The 17,023-nt window shown below is 65.1% G+C and carries 11 protein-coding genes; 2 read left to right on the top strand and 9 right to left on the bottom strand.

What is annotated here, in order from left to right; genetic code table 11:
- Positions 1–95: 95 nt before the first annotated feature.
- Positions 96–677, top strand: coding sequence for a hypothetical protein (locus ABWK72_RS09635; protein WP_367874577.1), 582 nt, complete (start codon positions 96–98; stop codon positions 675–677).
- Here the strand turns inward: ABWK72_RS09635 and ABWK72_RS09630 are convergent.
- The 4 genes from ABWK72_RS09630 to ABWK72_RS09615 form a co-directional block, all read right to left on the bottom strand.
- A complete protein-coding gene (locus tag ABWK72_RS09630; RefSeq protein WP_367874576.1) occupies positions 584–1,066 on the bottom strand; it encodes a metal-dependent hydrolase in 483 nt (160 codons plus the stop codon). The two genes, ABWK72_RS09635 and ABWK72_RS09630, sit on opposite strands and share 94 nt — an antisense overlap.
- Before the next feature lie 334 nt (positions 1,067–1,400).
- The gene (locus tag ABWK72_RS09625; protein WP_367874575.1) at positions 1,401–2,567 is read right to left on the bottom strand and encodes a helix-turn-helix domain-containing protein; all 1,167 of its coding nucleotides are present in this window, start codon (positions 2,565–2,567) and stop codon (positions 1,401–1,403) included.
- Positions 2,568–2,904: 337 nt separating this feature from the next.
- The gene (locus ABWK72_RS09620) at positions 2,905–4,887 is read right to left on the bottom strand and encodes a hypothetical protein (protein WP_367874574.1); all 1,983 of its coding nucleotides are present in this window, start codon (positions 4,885–4,887) and stop codon (positions 2,905–2,907) included.
- A gap of 538 nt (positions 4,888–5,425) precedes the next feature.
- The gene (locus ABWK72_RS09615; RefSeq protein ID WP_367874573.1) at positions 5,426–5,995 is read right to left on the bottom strand and encodes a DUF1287 domain-containing protein; all 570 of its coding nucleotides are present in this window, start codon (positions 5,993–5,995) and stop codon (positions 5,426–5,428) included.
- Positions 5,996–6,073: 78 nt separating this feature from the next.
- Here ABWK72_RS09615 and ABWK72_RS09610 point away from each other — a divergent pair, with 78 nt between their 5' ends.
- Positions 6,074–6,937, top strand: coding sequence for a DUF6528 family protein (locus tag ABWK72_RS09610; RefSeq protein WP_367874572.1), 864 nt, complete (start codon positions 6,074–6,076; stop codon positions 6,935–6,937).
- Between the two features lie 293 nt (positions 6,938–7,230).
- On the opposite strand, the gene ABWK72_RS09605 is transcribed toward ABWK72_RS09610, so the two are convergent.
- The 5 genes from ABWK72_RS09605 to ABWK72_RS09585 form a co-directional block, all read right to left on the bottom strand.
- A complete protein-coding gene (locus tag ABWK72_RS09605; RefSeq protein WP_367874571.1) occupies positions 7,231–8,064 on the bottom strand; it encodes a rhamnogalacturonan acetylesterase in 834 nt (277 codons plus the stop codon).
- Positions 8,065–8,306: 242 nt separating this feature from the next.
- Entirely contained in the window at positions 8,307–9,881 is a 1,575-nt protein-coding gene (gene cimA, locus ABWK72_RS09600; protein WP_367874570.1) for a citramalate synthase, read from the bottom strand.
- Positions 9,882–10,291: 410 nt separating this feature from the next.
- Positions 10,292–10,828: a hypothetical protein gene (locus tag ABWK72_RS09595; RefSeq protein ID WP_367874569.1), complete on the bottom strand. Its 537-nt coding sequence runs from the start codon at positions 10,826–10,828 to the stop codon at positions 10,292–10,294.
- A 302-nt stretch (positions 10,829–11,130) separates the two neighbouring features.
- Entirely contained in the window at positions 11,131–12,846 is a 1,716-nt protein-coding gene (locus tag ABWK72_RS09590; RefSeq protein ID WP_367874568.1) for a hypothetical protein, read from the bottom strand.
- 203 nt (positions 12,847–13,049) lie between these two features.
- Positions 13,050–16,751: a hydantoinase B/oxoprolinase family protein gene (locus ABWK72_RS09585; protein WP_367874567.1), complete on the bottom strand. Its 3,702-nt coding sequence runs from the start codon at positions 16,749–16,751 to the stop codon at positions 13,050–13,052.
- Positions 16,752–17,023: the final 272 nt, after the last annotated feature.

Below are 17,023 nucleotides of genomic sequence, written 5' to 3'. Positions count from 1 at the left end.
CTTATTCTTCCTGGACACATTTCATTCGACATTCGGGAATTCTAAATTCGTCATTCCCTCTTGCTATTGCGAACGATTCGCAATAATGGGTTGGTATGTTCGATTGCTGGTGGCAGGGCGAGGGCTTCGAGGCGTGGCGGTTGCGGGGCGACCTGCGCGGGGCTTCGCGGCGCTGGCAGCACCGGCTGCAGGATGAGCTGTGGCTGTGGGTGAATGCGGAGGGCGAGGGGGTGATCTGGGGGAAGGATCACCGGATTTTCCTGCGGGACGGTCTCTTCGGCTGCTTCGGCGGGCAGGAGGGGGAGCCGTGGAAGTGGACGCGCCTGCCGGGCCACCATGAGGCGGAGATCCTGATCATTCCGCGCGAGTATCTGACGGCGAATTTCGGCGAGGCGGCGGCGGCGAAGAATACGCCCTTCGCGCGCTGGCTGCGGGGCGAAGAGGGGATGTCCTTCGCGGGGCTTTCCGGGCGGGAGGAGAAGCACTTGGCGGCGCTCCTGGCGGGCGGCTGGACCGCGAAACGGATGCCGGCGGCGGTGAAGCGGGCTCTGGGTCGCTGGGTGGAGCGGATCCTCGGCGTGGATCAAGTTTTCATGCCCCGCGCTTCCGAGTGCGGGCGCAGGCGGACGAGGAACCAGGTCAGCAAGACGAAGCCGATGTCCCAGAAGATCCACTGATCGAGGGTGATGAAGTAGGTGCCGATGACGAGATCGCCACGCCAGGGGTAGAGCCAGGCGATCCCGCCGGCGATGGCATCGCAGAAAAGGTGGAGGAAGGACGCGAGCCAGCAGGAGATGGCAATGCGCGCCCGCTTCTCCGGGAAGAAGCTGGCGACCATCGGGCAGACGAGGGCGAGCCCGCCCATGTAGTAGGCGGTGTGGGACCAACTGGTGAGGCGAGCCTCGCGGGAGAGGTGCGGGGTGCAGATATCCGGCAGCGCGCCGAAGACGCCGATGACCGGGATCGTCCAGGCCGGGAAGAAGTGGCCGCGACCCTTGGCGAGGGAGATGTTGTCGAGGACGAGTGCGCAGCAGACCGGCAAGAGGGTGTGGGTGCCGATGAGCATGTCCGGGTGTTAGCCTGATTTTAGAAAACCGCGAGGGGGAAGGGTGTAAGCGGGCGCTGATGGGGGGGAAGGCAGAGTGCCGAGTGATCAGGAAAGGCGGCGGAGAGGAGAACCCCAAGACGCGAAGGACGCCAAGTTTTTGAGGGGTGGGGAGGCGAACGAAACGCGGAGGCGCAGGGGTCGCGGAGAGGGGGCGCGGGGGGAAGGCAGGATGCAAACATCGAACATCGAACATCGAACGTCCAACATTGAACGTCGAAGGGAAAGGCAGAGGGGGCGCAGTCAGGACATGGGTAACACTTTTAGCTCAGGACATGGGTAACACGGTTCGGGTTCAGGGTGACACTTCAGCGACGGGTTGGCCAGCTTCGCCGCCGCCCGGCCGGGCGGCGGCGAAGCTGGCGGTCGTTTCATCAAGATGGCCTACCAGCAGCCCGGCAAACCACACCTCGATCAGCCCGTCGGGCCGCGGCGACAGCCCGACGCTCCAGCCGCCCAGGGCAGTGCTGATGAGGATCTTCTCGCCGCGGTGGCTGATGGTGCCGCCGCGCGGATTGACCCGGCGCGTTTCCATCCCGCCGTAGTCGAGTTCGTCAGGGGTGCCTTCATAGCGCCGCGCCGAGGGGATGTAGATCTCGGCGGGCATCTTCATGCCGAGCGACTCGTGGGGGCGCTCGTGGTTGTATTCGTGCCGCCACACGTCGAAGGCGGCCTGGTCGCGGCCGATCCGCCCGGCCTGCAGCTCGCGGCTGATGTCGAGGTGCATCCGCTCGTGGGCGCCGTTGTCCTGCGGGCAGCCCGGCCGGCTGTGCTCCAAGCCGATGCCCAGGGCCAGCCACCAGCACGAGAGCTTGCTCAATCCCAGCAGCCCGGCATGGGTCGCAAACGGCGGGCCGTTGTCGCTGCGGATCGCACCGGGCAGGCCGTGGAGCTCGAACAGGCGCTCGAAGCAGGCCCGCACCGGGGCGGTCCGCGAGCTCTCCAGCGCCCGCATTTCCAGCAGCATCTTGCTATGTTCGTCCCGCACTGTCAGCGGCTCGACCTTCTGCCCGTCGGCTCCCAACCACCACCCCTTGAAGTCGATGGTCCAGATCTCGTTGGGCTTTTCCGCCTTGAGCCCGGAGGCGATGCGGCCTCCGTCGCGCGCCGCCCGGGTCTTGCGCGGGACGGTCAATCCGGCGTGTTCCAGGACCCGCTTGAAGCTGCTTTCACACGGGATCTCCCCGGCGTGCTTGCGCCCGTAAAGGGCGCGGATCTTGCGCGGTCCCCAGTGCGGGTGCGCTTGCTTGAGCTTTACGATCTCGCAAACCACGGCTTCGGCCAGCCCGTCGGGACTGGCATGCGGCCGGCGGCTGCGGTCCTCCATCCCCGCCATCCCGTGCTCCAGGAAGCGGGCCTGCCATTTGTAGCCGGTCTTGCGGCTGATGCCATACTCGGCGCACGGCCCCTTGAAGTCGGCGCTTTTGATCGCCTTCAAGGCGAATTCGATTTTAAGGTCCATTTTAGGGGTCTCTTTCCACGGCATCCCCCACCTTCCCAGAGGGAAAACGGAGAGGCCAGGTGTTACCCATGTCCTGAACCAATCGTGTTACCTATGTCCTGAACCTGGACCAAGGCACCACGAATCGGACGAATCTTGGGGAAGCGGCCGGAGACGGCGTCCGGGCGATTGACCATGCGTTGTCAGAATCCCTCTTTTTCCGCCGGCCCTCCGGGACGGGATGATCGTGTGACCCTACCGGTGGTTCCGTTGCACTCCACCACCGGCTAATTTTCGACGCACCTCCGGCGCTAAGAACCGAAGCGGCGGGAAAGTGAGCCGGACCGCTTGCCTGGTTTTAGTCTTCCTCGAAGAAGAGGCGGATGAAGCCGGTGGTGCCGCTGGCGAGGGGGAGGCTGATGCGGTAGGTGCTACCGGAGACGAGGACGGGGAGGACATTCGTCCACGCGCCGTCAAGGTGGTTCTGGATCTGGCCGGTCAGGCGGAAGGGGGAGGTGCCGCCGCCGAGCTCGAGGAAGGTGCCGTCGCTGGCGATGCTCTGGAGGCCATCGATGGTGAAGCTGAGGTGGATGTGGGTGGCATCGCGGGTCAGGCTGAGGAGACCGGGGCCGTTGGCAGTGGGGACGGAGGGATTGGTGCCGAGCATGAGCTCGGTGGCGTTGTTGAAGCCGTCGTCGTCGGGATCAGCGGAGGGCAGGGCGTCATCGCCGGTCAGGCCGTGGAGAGTGGTGAAGTTGGCATAAACGGAGCCGCCGTTAGAGACGAGGAAGAGGTTGTCACCCGGATTCGGGAAGGGGAGATCTTCCGTGCCGTAGGTGCTGGTGAGGGCGCTATCGATCTCGATCAAGTCGATCTCCACCCGCCAGGTCCCGGGCGAGGCACCGGAGGGGATCAGTGCGTGCAGGGTGTAGGTGCCGTGCAGGGCATCGCCGGCGGTCCGGCTGGAATCGTCGAAGGAAAGGAACGTGAATTCGTCGTTGGAAGGATCGAAGACGCGGAGGTTGCCGCCGATGATGCCGTTGTGGTCGTCGCTGGCATCGAAGGTAAGGGTGAGGGACCGGGAGGTTTCGGAGATGTCGACCGGGTTGGGCGAGATGGTGAGGGTTTGCAGGGCGGGCAGCTCGGCATCGGCATCGGCGGTGAAGCGGACTTGATCGACCCAGCCGCAGTCCTGGCCGACGGCGTCGAAGGGGCTCTTGGCGTAGATCCAGCGGACGGTGTGCCGGCCTTCCGGGATCGTGACAGCTTCCTCGATCCAGCCGGTATCGCCGCTGATCGATCGGAACTCCGGGCCCTCGAACTTGAGGAAGTCGAAGCCTTCCTGGGAATCGGCGCGCCAGTGGAAGGTCAGGGTGCCGGGGCCGGTGAAGGTGGCTTCCATGCCGCTCTCCCCGTCATCCGGGGTGGGCCCGCTCTGCGCGGCATCGACGCCATCGCGGGTGACCGCAGTCTGATAGAACCAGGCCGGGGCGGGACTGGTCCAGGGATACTGGACGGCATCCACGGCATTCCCGATCGACGAGGGGCTGGTGCCGCCGGCGCTGACGATGAAGGTGCCCGCATTGTGGAAGCCGCTATTCCCCGCTGCGTCCTCGAAGTACATCTCGACTTTCCAGAGACCGGGAGGAGCGTCCTCCGGCAGGGCGACTTCCAACTCGTAAATGCCATCGAACTCATCGCCGGTCTGGCGGACGGACTGGTCGAATTGGGAAACCAGATCGGGATAGAACTCGTCCTGGGCGTTGTAGAAGTAGGGGTAGCCGTAGGCAAAGCCGGCGATCTCGTCGGTGATCTGCATTTGCAGCTTGATGGTGCCGCCGGCGGGAACGGCCCGAGGGGTGGTGCTGAAAGTGGCGAGGTCCGGTGCGTCGCCATCGACCGTGCCGGTATTCACGACTTCGAAATAGCGGTCGGTGGGGACGGGGAATGGCTCGGGGCCGTAGTGCTGCTCGTGCCCGGTGGTGTCGTGGAGCGAGACATCGACCCGCCAGGTGCCGGGAATGGCGTGGAAGGGGACGGTTACATCGACCTCATAGGTGCCATCCGCGGCGGTGCCGCCGGTCCGTGCGCTGTCGTCGAAGGAACTGCTGCGGACGGAATTGTCATCCGGATTGTAGATATCGACATGGCCATTGGAGAAGCCGTCCTCGTCGTCCGTGATATGCAGGGTGACGGTGATGGCTTGGGAGCCGGTGCTGATATCGACCGGGTCCGGGGCGATGGCGATCGAGGTGATTTCCGGCGCAGCGGGATCAAGGGCCAAGGCGGAGCTAGCGGCGAAGGTCCAAGTCAGGAGAAGAAACGCCGCAAGGGTCTTCATGGGGGCGGGAGCGCAGTTCAGGGGCGGGTGAAGAGCCCTGTCCCGGGAGGGTGGACGGGTAATTTATAAGCGTTGGAATTCAAGGGGTCAAGGTTGAGCCTTGGTCCGCTCCCTGCCATTGGATTCCCTACCCCGGTGGAGGACTTCAGTGCAATGCCTGTAAGGATTCGCTAGCCGCAGGGCGGCAATCCTTTGAGTGCCGCGACATGTCGCAGCTTTCGGGCGATGATCCCCGGTTCCGAAGGCATCCCCGGAGCCGACATGTCGGCTCCGCAAGGGCGTGTCCGGTACGGCCCTTCCCCGTGCCATCTATCCTCCTTGGAGTCTTCGTCGACCTGGCGATCCCTTTCCGGGGAAACAGCACACTCCACCGCTGGAGCGCCAACCGGAAACGCCGGGGCACAGCCGACATGTCGGCTGCGGGGACGGTCGGGAGATTTTCCGTGGATCGATCCAAAGCGGCGACATGTCGCCGCACTCAAGAGGAGACCCGCCTGTGGCAAATCCTTACAGGCATTGGAAGTCCGCGCTCCCGGGGCTATTCCTTCCAGCGGTAGTGGCCGGTGAGGGGGAAGGTGAAGAGGACATCTTCTTCCTGCGCGCCGCGGCCGATATTGTGGATGGCGAGGGGGATGCCGGCGGCGGTCTTCTTGTCGCTGACGATCATGACGTGGGGGAGGTTCGGCGGGACGGTGCAGGTGACGAGGTTGCCGGGCCTGAAGTCGGCGGGCTCCTTGGTAAGGGGGAGGGAGTAGCCGCGGCGCTTGAAGAAGGTCTGGAGATTCGGGACGCGGCGGTGGTCGATGTTCTTGTCCGGGCGGGAGAGTCCCCAGTTCTTCGGGTAGGCGGAGAAGCTGGCGCGCATGTCTTCGTGGACGAGCTTTTGCAGGTCTTGCGCGAGGCCATCGCGGAGGGCGCGGATGATGACGTCGGTGCAGACGCCGCGCTCGCGCGGGGGATCGCCGCCGGGGTAGGCGAGGGTGAGGTAGGCGGGATCGTAGGAGACGGTGACGCCGACTTGCTTGCGGGCGGCGGTGACGACCTTGGCACCGCTATCCTGGGCGTGCAGCGGGGAGAGGAGGAGGGTGAGGACGAGGAGAAGGCGCATGAGGGTATGAAATACGAAATTTGAAATTTGAAATCTCAAATCTGAAATCCGGTATTCGGGGGCACGTATGCGGCGGGGATGATTTTGCGCCTGCTCGTCCCGCTGCTCTTGGTCTCCACAGTCTTGTCCGCCGAACGCGTCGTGGTATGCGGTGGGGCGGAGGTGTATCAGATCGATCCGGCGGCGGAGCAGGCGGCGAAGCTGTGGTCGTGGCGGGCGAAGGATTGCGAGGGGCTGCCGGAGGGAATGAAAGGGGCATTTGCGACGACGGACGATTGCAAGCCGTTGGAGGGCGGGAAGAAGTTGCTGGTGAGTGCCTCGAGCGGCGGTTGCGTGCTGCTGGAGATGCCGGCGGGCAAGGCGCTGTGGTGGGCGCGGGTGAAGAACGCGCATTCGATCGAGGGCTTGCCGGGCGGGTTGATCGCGGTGGCGGCCTCGACCGGGAAGGAGGGGAACAAGGTGCTGCTTTTTGATTCCGCGGTGCCGGAGAAGGTGGTAGCGGAGATCCCGCTGCACTCCGCGCACGGGCTGGTCTGGGATGAGCCGCGGAAGATCTTGTGGGCGCTGGGCTTCGAGGAATTGCTGGCTTGCGAACTGAAGGCGGAGGAATCGCCGGCGCTGGAGGTGAAGGCGCGCTATCCGCTGCCGGACAAGGACGGACACGACCTGCGGGCGGTGCCGGGAGCGGCGGATCTGGTGCTATCGACCCACGGTCACGTGTGGCGCTTCGACCGGGAGAAAAAGGAATTCCGTAAGGATCCAGAGTTGGGGGATCGGAAGCTGGTGAAGTGTGTGGAACCGAATGCGGCGGGGCGCTTGTTGGTGATCAAGGCGAGCGAGGAGCATTGGTGGGCGGAGGAGATCGGATTTCTGAATCCGGCGGGGAAGGTGAGCTTGAAGGGGGAGATGGTTTATAAGGCGCGGTGGTGGGTAGGGGAGTGAGGCGGTGTTCCCTTGGGATAGTGAAAGTTTGAAAAGTGAAAGCTGAGAGACGGTAATCTCGATGCGATCCATGGGGTGCGGCGCGCGGTTGGGGTGGCGACTGCCGGGTGGTGCCCAGTGGTCCTAAGGGGGCGTCCGTGGAGGAGGACATCGGGGTGGCGCGCCTTTGCAGTGCCCCTTGCAGCAGGCTGCATCGGGACAGCGGCAGCAGGCTGCGCGCAGTCCACGGCGGCGGGGCCGCGGAAGGCACCTGACGGGTGGGGTGCCGGGAAGGCGTGGAGCATAGGTTGCTCTTACCTGGCGGCCTTGCCTTCCTCGTTCAAGAAGGCGGCGAGTGGCTTGCCGGGAAGCCGGGCGGATCCGGCGATCACGGAGCGCGCATTGAAGAGCGCGCCTGCGGCATTCGTGTGAGTGCCCTTGTCGGCGAAGAAGGCTTCCACCTCGGGGGCGGGGAGTTTCGCATAGGCGCTGCCGATGATGTCCGCGAGGTCGAGGAAGCTCGCGCCTTCCGCTTCGGCGCTGGCCTTCACCCATGGCCGCCAGTCGTTCCAATCGGGGACGAACTTTCCTTCGCGGTCGAACTTCTTGTGCGGGATCGGCGAGCAGAGGATGACGGTGCCGCCCTTCTCCTTCGCGGTGCGGGCGAAGTGGCGGAGATACCAGCCGTAGGTGTGGACGGTCTCGGTGCTGCCATCGGGCTTGGCGATCTCTTGGGTCTCCTCGCCGGTGCCTTTGAGGGAGCCGCGGAACTTGCCGGAGGCATCGAGCGGGCCGACGTCATTGTGGCCGAACTGGATGAGGACGAGGTCGCCCTTCTTCATCCCGGCGAGCATCTTTTCCCAGCGGCCTTCGTTGTAGAAGGTGCGGGAGGAGCGACCGCCGATGGCGCGGTTCATGACTTGGATCTTCGCGGGGTCGAGGAAGCGGGCGAGGTCTTCACCCCAGCCGCGCTGGGTGCCGCTGTTTCTAACCGTCGAGTCGCCGGCGATCCACAGGGTTGGCAGGCTGCCGTTGGCTGTCGGGTCGGCGGGGAGGTCGGTGTCCTTGGCGAGCGGGCGCTCGTCCTGTGCGAAGGCGGCGGTGAGGGAGAAGAGCAGGCCGATGAGGGCGCGGCGCGTGAGGGACATGGGGTGAGAGTAGCGCGGGTGTCGAGCGGGGCGATTGACCCGATCGGGGGAGGGTGGCGAGCGCGTCAGCGCCTGGGAGCGCGGAGGCACTGCCCCGCAGAAGCTACCGGATCAGCGCTACCCATCGCGCGGCGGGAGTGGAGAGCGCCGTTGCTTGGCTGCTTGCCCTTTCGCGTCCACGGCAGCGAGGGACCGTTCTGCGGGCCGGTGGCTCCGCGCTCCCAGCGGTAGAGCCGTCCGTACTACTGGCGTTGCAGGAAGAGGTCGATGCTATCGACCAAGGCGATCCAGGAGGCCTCGATGATGTTCTCCGAGACGCCGATGGTGCCCCAGCTTTGCTTGCCGTCGGTGGAGACGATCAGGACGCGGGTCTTGGCGGCGGTGGCGTCGTGGCTATCGATGATGCGGACCTTGTAGTCGACCAGCGAGACCTCGGAGATCTCCGGATAGAAGGGGCGGAGGGCCTTGCGCAGGGCCTTGTCGAGGGCGTTCACCACGCCGTGGCCTTCCGCCACGGTGTATTCGGGAACCTCGCCGACGTAGAGCTTCACGGTGGCCTCGCAGACCGGCTGGTGGCCGTCGCGGTAGTGGCGATAGGAGGCGTGGAATTCCTTGAGATCGAAGGGCTTTTCATAGCGCCCCAGCTCGCGGCGGATGAGCAGTTCGAGCGAGCCGCCAGCGGCTTCGAAGGAGTAGCCCTCGTTCTCGAGTTCCTTCACTTTCTGGAGCACGGCCTTGGCCTCCGGAGAGCCCTTGTCGAGCGGGATGCCGAGCTGTTCGGCCTTGATCAGGATGTTCGATTGGCCGCTGAGCTCGGAGACCAGGATGTTCTGCTCGTTGCCGACGGCGCGCGGTTCGATGTGCTCGTAGCTGCGGGCCAGCTTCTGCACGGCATTCACGTGCATGCCACCCTTGTGGGCGAAGGCGGTGCGACCGACGAAGGCGGCACGGGCGAAGTGCGGGTTGTTCGAGACGTCGTCGACGAAGTACGAGAGATCCTGGAGTTTGTCCAATTCCGGGACGACCGCGAGGCCCATCTTGAGCTGGAGGATCGGGATCACGGAGGTGAGGTTGCAATTCCCGGTGCGCTCGCCGTAGCCGTTGATGGTGCCCTGCACCTGCACGGCCCCGGCCTTGACCGCGGCGATGGCATTGGCGACGCCGAGCTCGCAATCGTTATGGGTGTGGATGCCGAGCGGCACGCCGGGGATGGCCTGCTGGACCGCGGCGCAGATCTCCATGACCTCGGAGGGCAGGGTGCCGCCATTGGTATCGCAGAGCACCAGGCAATCCGCGCCGCCTTCCGCCGCCGCTTTCAGGGTATTCAGCGCGTGCTCGGGGGCGTCCTTGTAGCCGTCGAAGAAATGCTCGGCATCGTAGATGACTTCGCGGCCGTTCTTTTTCAAGTGGGCCACGGTATCGCGGATCATCGCGATGTTCTCCTTCACGGTGGTGCGGAGGACCTCGGTGACATGGAGTTGCCAGCTCTTGCCGAAGATGGTGACCACCGGCGTCCCCGCTTCGAGGAGCAGGCGGACCTGGGCGTCTTCCTCCACCGGGGTATCGGCGCGGCGGGTCGAGCCGAAGGCGGCGAGCTTGGCATGGGCCAGCTTGAGCTTTTTCGCCTCTTGGAAGAAATCGACGTCCTTCGGGTTCGAGCCGGGCCAGCCGCCCTCGATGTAGTCGATGCCGAAGGCGTCGAGGCGCTCGGCGATGCGGAGCTTGTCGAGCAGGGACAGTTGGAAACCCTCGCCCTGCGTGCCATCGCGCAGGGTGGTGTCGTAAAGTCGGACCGGCTTGTCAGGAAGGGCGCTCATTGTTGCGGGGCGCGGACCCTAGGACGGCCAGCCGCGCCCGGCAATGCGCAATCGGGACATGGCAGAGTGGCCCGATTTTGGGTTCTTAAACCGCGAATGGCCGCGAATTTTGAAAAGGCGATGAGTGGATGAATCACGCGATCCGGATTCGTATCCTCCAAAGCTTCCCATCTCTTCCCATGCGGTCTCCGCTTCTGCGAGCCGAGTCTCAGCGGAGGAGCCCAAGAGGGCTTGCAGGCGGTTGTCATTTCCCCCTCCAGCAATTTGCAGATGAGCTTCATCCCCAAAGACGGGAGGAAATGTACGGCCGTAATTCAGGGCATATGAACAGCATCCCTGATGATGTTCATATGCCCCGTTTTGGTATAACTTGAGAGGCGTTTGAAGCGGATCTCAAGTTATCTTCGTGATCAGGACCGGATGCCGGTGAATTCCAAGAACTTATCCAAGGGCATGGCCACTTGGATTTGTGGGGAAGTCTGGGTGACGTGAATCCCGGAGGCATTGCTCGGGATGGTGCCGAATTGCAGATCGAGCTTCTTAATGGCTTCGGGGATCTGGGTTTGGATTTCGCCGGTGAGGAGATCCTGGGTGATCTTCACCGAGAAGCCCTTGCCGTGCAGCACCTTGTAAAACACGCTTTCATCCAGCTTGGCAGGGGCGCCAGCGGAGGATTTCGGGGTGGAGGACTTGGCAGCCTTGGGCGACTTGCTGCCCTTTTCATCGGCTTCGCCGGATGCAGGACAGGTGCCGTAGGAGGAAAGATACTTCCCGGAGACCCAGATCGGAGAAGCTCCGGCGCGGCGATAACGCGGGGTATCCTTCAGTGTCCACTTGCATTTTGATTTTTCGAGGTCCGCATACACAGCGGCTTCGGTTGCTTCGAGACCGTTCTTTTTACGCAGTTCAAGAACTTCGGTGAGCGTTTCGGATGGGATCTTGTCCATAAGTGCGGCGCAACGTGAGTGCGGAATTACGGGGCCGCAAGAATTATATTTCCCGAATTTCGGATTAAATAGTCATTGGATTTTTATAAATTTTGGAACTGGTGTTCATGTGGACGTAAGGGAATAGTGGAGTGCGTTACGCATGATGAGCGGGATTGATGGGATACGTGATATGACGTACGCCGTGGAGGCGAGGGGGGTGGGTATATAGCTAAGTCGTTGGGAGGAGGAGGTTAGGGGCTGGGGCGGAGGGCGGACCGGAGCTAGGCGGAGCGACCGGGAGGTGGGGCGGGAACTCGTTTCTACCGTTTCGGCTCCGAGATTTTCACGGCTTCCCCGAGGTAGGGACCGGGCTCGATCACCGGATTGTTTTCCATCTTTAGATCCTCGCATTCCGCGATCCACAGCACGGAATCCTTCGCGATGCCGAAGCTGCCGCCGGTTTCATTCGGGATTTCGTGCATCGGACGGACGAAGCGATTGCCGCGCAAGCTCACGCCGCGTGCGGAGGATAGCACCAGATTCGGGCCGGCGCAGTCCTCGAAGACATTGTCTTCAATCACCAGATTGGCGAAGACGCCCGGTGCCCGCAGCTTCTGCGCCCCGCCTGCGGCAGTGATGGAGAGCGCGCCCGCGGAGGCCGACCAAGGAGCTTGGCAAAACCAGCCCGCGCGCAGGATTTTATTACGGCGGATCACGAGGCCATCGATCCCTGCCGCCCCGCTCGCCGGAAGCTCCGGACAAACGGTCAAGCCGTGGGGGGTATCGAACAGGTTATCCTCCACACGTCCCGCAGCCTTCAAGAGCAGGCGGCCGGAGCTGTGCACGCGGTTGTTGATGAAGACGAAGCCATTGCCCATGCGGTCGGGCGAGAAGACCGAATCGCCGGGCTCGAAGGGGGGCTCGCCATCGAAGCCCACCTCGATGCACTTCGGGCTGAGCTTCCACTCCGACCAGCCCGGCGCGTCCTCCAGCTTAGCCAGGATCTCCGGGGCAAGTCGGGCTTCCTCGCGCGAGAGATTGCGGCGCGTGGTGATCTTCGCGACCGGGCCGCCGAGCCGTGACATCAGACGGTCGCCGGTATCCACGCCGATGGTGAACTCGTCGCGGCTGGCGATCACCAGCTTGCCCGGGATTTTCTTGAGCACCATGAAATCGGAAGACTGCACGCTCCACGAGTCGTCGCCCGCCTCGGTGATCTCGCAGCCTTCGACGCGCGGTCCGTGGCGCACGGTCTTGGTCTGCATCGCATCCCACGAGGTGCTGAGCAGGCGGTCCTCGCTCGCGCCGTGGGGCCGCGGGCCGGGCACCACGCGGCAGGCGAGATACTGCGTCTTGCCCTCGCCGTCGGCTTCGAGGATGCCCATGCCCGGGGCGCTGTGCACCGTGAGATCCCGGAAGACCACGCCCGAACAGCGTTCCAGCGAGACCGCGTGCGGGATGCCGCCCTCGCCCGGTCCGGTATTGAGCGAGGCCAGATCGCCGACCCGGGCGGCCGCGCCGATGTCCTTCAGGACCACTCTAACAGTATCTTCACCTTTCATCTCCGCGCGCGTTCCCCAGAGGAAGGGCATGCCCTTCTTGCGGTAGCGGGTGGCGGGATCGATCACATCGATCCGTGCGTAGGGTTGGCGCGGATAGCCGGCGTGGAGCTTCACCTCGATCCAGCTTTTGTCGTCCGCCACCGCGGCCACCTGGCCTTGGGTGAAGGGCAGGGGATCGTAGTCCACGGTCAGCCCCTGGATGGTCACATTGCTGCAAGCGTGGAGTGCGAGCGCGCGGGTCAGCCTGGTCGAGACGAGGGTCACGCCGTGGGCTTCGATCACGATGTCGCGAGCGTTCATGAGCGTCCATACCGACTTGTCGCCACCCGCGGGCGCGAGCCGGTAGGTGCCGCGCGGGATGACGATCCTGGTCTCACCGCGCTTGATCGCTTCCGTCACGAACGGGCGGAAGTCAGCCGGATCGGCGGCCCTCGTTGAAGCGGTTAAGAATAGGGCGAGGAGCAGGGTTTTCACGAAGGGATGATGTGGCGGCGGCGCGAGGATACCACCTCCCTTGTGGGTAGGTCTGAGGCCGACGCTGAAACCCTTGGTCGTGCAAATTTAGCATCGTGATGCTAAATTTGCGGGGCTGATTGGGAGGCGACTATTGGGCAACAACGGCTTTCAAGATGACTTCGTCCGCCTAAAGGCCAATGGGCATTGGCCTGAGGGCGGGACTACGTGCCACTGGTGGCGGGCTTCGAGAGACCATGCTGGTCCGTCTCGCAGGGGCCCCAGCCGCCGCCGCCGGGGGTTTCGATGCGGGCTCGCTCGCCAGCAGCAGCGGGGTAGGTAATGGCGCCGGGGAGCGGTTCTTCCGTGCCGTCGGGATGGATCCGGGTCTGGGTGCCGGGGCTGCCGTCCGCGCCACCTTCGAGGCCGCGGGGGCCTTGGTGGCGGCGCTCGGTGAGGAAGGAGACGGTGAGGGGCTTGAGGAACTCGACTTCGCGGACCACGCCATCGCCGCCGGGGTGGTGGCCGCTGCCGCCGGAATTACGGAGAATATCGTACTTCCAGAGGCGGACAGGGAAGCGGTGTTCGAGGACTTCCGGATCGGTGATGGCGGTATTGGTCATGTGGACGTGGCGGCCGGAGGCACCGCGGTGGTGCGGGCCTGCGCCGGAGCCGCCGGCAAGGGTTTCGTAGTAGCCGCCGCTTTCATCGCCGAAGAGGAAGTTGTTCATGGTGCCGGGGCCGTTGGCGGCGAGACCGAGCGCCTCTAGCAGGAGGTCGCTGAGGCGCTGGCTGGTCTCGACATTGCCGCCGACGACGGCAGGGGCGGGGTCCTTGCTAAAGTCGGGTGAAAGCAGGCTGCCGGGAGGGATGATGATTTCGACGGCTTCGAGCAGGCCTTCGTTGAGCGGGACGTCTTCGCCGAGCCAGAGGCGCAGGACGTAGAGGACGACGCTGCGGACGATGGCGGGAGTGGCGTTGAGATTGCGCGGGTGGACGGTGCCGGTGCCGCCGAAGTCGATGCGCATGCTTCCGCCGCTGGCGCTGACGCGGACTTGGAGAGGGGTGCCGTCATCGAAGGAGGACTGGACGGTCCGGTCCAACCCGATGCCGGAGAGGCGTGCGGCCATCAGGGTGGCGGAGCGGGCGAGGATGCCGTGGAGTTCCCCGCGCACGCTATCGCCGCCGTGCCCGGCGATGAGGCGGGTGAGCGCGGCGGTGCCCTGGTGGACGGAGGCGAGTTGGGCTTCGAGGTCGGCGAGGTTATCGCCGATGCGGCGCGAGGGCCAGGGGGCACCACGGAGGAGGGCTTCGACTTCGCCGAAGCGCGGCTCGCCGGCGGCGACCAAGAGGCGCGGGGCGATCACCACGCCTTCCTCCGCCAGCACGCGGGCGTCGGCAGGCATCGAGCCGGGAGCCTTGCCGCCGATCTCGGCGTGGTGGGCGCGGTTCGCGACGAAGGCGACGCGGCGGCCAGCGGCATCGAAGACCGGGGCGATGAGGGTGACATCGGGAAGGTGCGAGCCACCGAAGGCCGGGTGATTGGTCACGATGACATCGCCGGGTCCGGGATCGATCTGACGGAGCACTTCCCGCACGCAGACCCCGAGCGCGCCGAGATGGACCGGGACGTGCGGGGCGCTGGCGACGAGGTGGCCGTCCGCGTCGAGCAAGGCGCAGGAGAAATCGAGGCGCTCCTTGACGTTGGTGGAGAGGGCGGTGCGGCGCAGCATCTCGCCCATGGCGGTGACGATGCCTTCGAAGCGGCTGCGGAAGAGGCCTGCTTGTATAGCAGAGGAGACCGGGGGTGGGGGCGGAGATGAAGTTCCAAGTGAGAAGTGTGAAGTACCAAGAAGACTTTCTAACAGGAGGGTGCCCTTTGATCCTCTTTTCATGCTCCAGCCATCGGGAATGAGGCAGGTCGAGAAGCGGTCTTGGAGGAGGATCGGGCCGCTGCTTGTTTCGCTGTTGAAGATCTCGGGGCTGTTGGGCGCGGCGGGCTCCTCGGCGACGACGCGGAGGGCAACGAGTTCGAGCTCGCGACCGGCGGTGGGCGGGTAGCCGTAGAGGGCACGGTAGGCGGTGGCGAATTTCTCCTTCAAGGTGGCCTTGTCGTCCGCGGGATCGGCGGCTTCGACGGTGAGGGTGCTGTCCTGGCCCTTGAGGCGGAGATCGGCCTGCCAGCGGAACTCGGGGTTGGCGAGGCCTGTGGAGGCGTCCCGTGCGAGTTCGCGCCACATGGCTGTTAGATCGGTGGCAATGGCGTCGAAGGGCTTGAGGATTTGCTTCACGCGCTGTTCCTGGCGGCGGGCGCGTTCGAGGCCCCATGCGCTGAGCAGCCCGGCATCGGCGGGGACGAGCACGGTGCCGACACCGAGCTTCTCCGCGACGGCGCAGGCGTGCTGCGGGCCGGCTCCGCCGAAGGCGAGAAGGGCGAAGTCTTCCGGCGCGCAGCCTTCCCGGACGCTGACGCCGCGGATGGCTTCGGCCATGGTTTCCACGGCGATATCGCGGAGACCGGCGAGCAGGGCTTGGGGAGTGGCGGGTTCCCCGGATTCTGTTAGATCGGTTAGGAGTTGGTGGAGGCGTGCTTCGGCGGCGGCGAGGTCGAGGGGGATGCCCGCCTTGCCCGCATCCATGAAGCCGGCGAGCAGATTGACATCGGTGAGGGTGAGAGGGCCGCCGCGGCCGTAGCAGGCGGGGCCGGGATCGGCACCGGCGCTTTCCGGGCCGACTTCGAGGCGACCGTTCCGCCAGCGGCAGATCGAGCCGCCACCGGCCGCGACGGTCTCGATCTTGAGGGCAGGGGCGAAGACGCGGGCGGGGCCGATCTCCTGCTCCTGACGCCAGACGAAGGGGCCGTCGATGCGCGCGACATCGGTGCTGGTGCCGCCCATGTCGAAGGTGAGGACGCGCGGGAAGCCGGCGGCGCGGGCCAGCTCGGCGGCACCGACTAGACCGCCGGCGGGGCCGGAGAGGAGCGAGTCCTTCGGGCGGAAGCGGCTGGCGGGCACGAGGCCGCCGGCGCTGGTCATGAGCCAAGGTTCGCCGCCAACCAAGGCGCTGGCGACGCTGCTGACGAAGTGCTCCATGACCGGGGTGAGGAAGGCCTCCGCGACGGCGGTTTCCGCGCGGGGAAGGAGGCGGATCAGGGGGGCAATGTCCGAGGAAAGGACGACGTGGTGGAAACCGGCGGTGCGGAGGATTTCGCCGGCGCGGAGTTCTTGGGCGGGATTCTTCCAAGAGTGGAGGAACGCAATGGCGGCGACAGTGCAGCCAGAGGCGAGGGCACGATGGGCGGCATCGCGCAGGGCGGCTTCATCGAGCGGGACGACTTTGCGGCCCTGGCAATCCAGGCGGCCTGGGATGGCGGCGGTGAAGGCCGGGAGGACCTCGGGCTCGGGTTGCTGGAGGGCGAAGAGGAGCGCGCGGCGCTGGTCGCGGATCCCGAGGAGATCGGCGAAGCCCTCCGTGGTGAAGAAGGCGAGGCGCGCTCCCTTGCGCTCAAGCAGGGCATTCGTGCCGCGGGTGGTGGCGACGCGGAAATCGGCGGGCGGCAGCTTTTCCCCGGCGGGGGTGCCGGTGAGGATGCGGGCGACGGCGACCGGGGCTTCCTCGCCGCAGGAGAGTTCGAGGATGCCGCCTGCTACTAGGCCCGGCGTATTTCCGAGGAAGAGGAGGCGGCGTGCGCCATCGCGGCTGTCCTGGACCTGGTTGTTGTTGCTCTGCCAGCCGTGGAAGGTGCCGTCGGGGGCTGTGAGGTCGGAGTCGGTGAGCCACCAGTCACCCTCGCGGGCGAGGAGGCGGCAGCGCAAGGTGCCATCGGAGAGGATCTTGGCGCGGCGTTCCAGTCCGTCCGGGCCGAGAGCCCAGGCGTCGGTGAAGGTGCCGCCGGTGTCCACGCGGATCCGCCAGATGGAAGACATGGAGGGGATGGAACCGCGGCGGGAGGAGAAGAGAAGCGCGAAGTTTGAAGGTGGATGCCAACATCGAACATCGAACGCCCAACATCGAACATCGGATGAACAGCCAATGGGAAAGGCACTGACGGGTGGGGCGGACTGAAGTCCAATGCCTTTAAGGATTCGATTGCCGCAGGGCGGCAATCCTTGGAGTGTTGCGACATGTCGCAGCTTTCGGGCGATGATCCCCGGTCCCGGTGGCATCCCCGGAGCCGACATGTCGGCTCCGCAAGGGC

The organism is Luteolibacter sp. Populi (genome assembly GCF_040801775.1).
GTDB lineage: Bacteria > Verrucomicrobiota > Verrucomicrobiia > Verrucomicrobiales > Akkermansiaceae > Haloferula.
Note: the sequence above shows the minus strand (reverse complement) of the source record. Positions and strands in the feature narration are given on the sequence as shown.